This window comes from Pelomicrobium sp. G1, assembly GCF_051905455.1.
GTDB lineage: Bacteria > Pseudomonadota > Gammaproteobacteria > Burkholderiales > UBA6910 > Pelomicrobium.
The window spans coordinates 1-582 of sequence record NZ_JBQACR010000073.1 but is presented as its reverse complement, the minus strand read 5'-3'; the positions used below and the strand labels follow the sequence as shown (position 1 = coordinate 582).

At 67.5% G+C, this 582-nt stretch carries 1 protein-coding gene; it reads left to right on the top strand.

Going from position 1 to position 582, the window contains the following annotated elements:
* Positions 1–460, top strand: a 460-nt coding sequence (locus ACTFO6_RS17495) for a hypothetical protein (RefSeq protein WP_439935708.1), incomplete at its 5' end; no start/stop codon positions are given.
* Positions 461–582: the final 122 nt, after the last annotated feature.

Below are 582 nucleotides of genomic sequence, written 5' to 3'. Positions count from 1 at the left end.
CTATGGCGGGAGCAAGCCCTACATCGCCCGGATCACCGGACGCGACCCCAAGTTCGGTTTTTGCCGTGAGTTCCTCGCGGCCGAGCGGTCCGCATCGAAGAGCGGCAGGACCGCCTCCGTGACCGCCAAAGTCACTGAGGCGGGGCTCTACGAGATCGCCGACACCAGCGAGCGCGGCAAGGACAAGGAATACCGGGTCGTCCTCGAGGTGCAGGGCCAGACCATCGAGTGCCCGGTCTCCTCGGAGACCACGATGGAGATCGCCGCAGCGCTCGAAGAGGGGCGGGCAGTCACGGATCTTGACCCGGAGATGCGCGACGGGCGCTGGAGGCTTCGCGACACCTCGGGCGCCCTGCGCTGGCGCGCGGGCGATACGGCGCGCCAACGCGCCATCGAGCAGATCCGGTCGCTCATGGCCGAGCACGGGATCTCGACAGACGAGATAGGGGGCGGAAAATGAAAATTCGCCTCCGCCGGAATAGACGCCTCGGCGAGACGGCGCGCATCGGCGAGCGCACTCTCGCCATCGTCCGGGATGGCAGAGTCGCCTCCTGGTCGCCCTACACCACCCCGGAGGAAAAG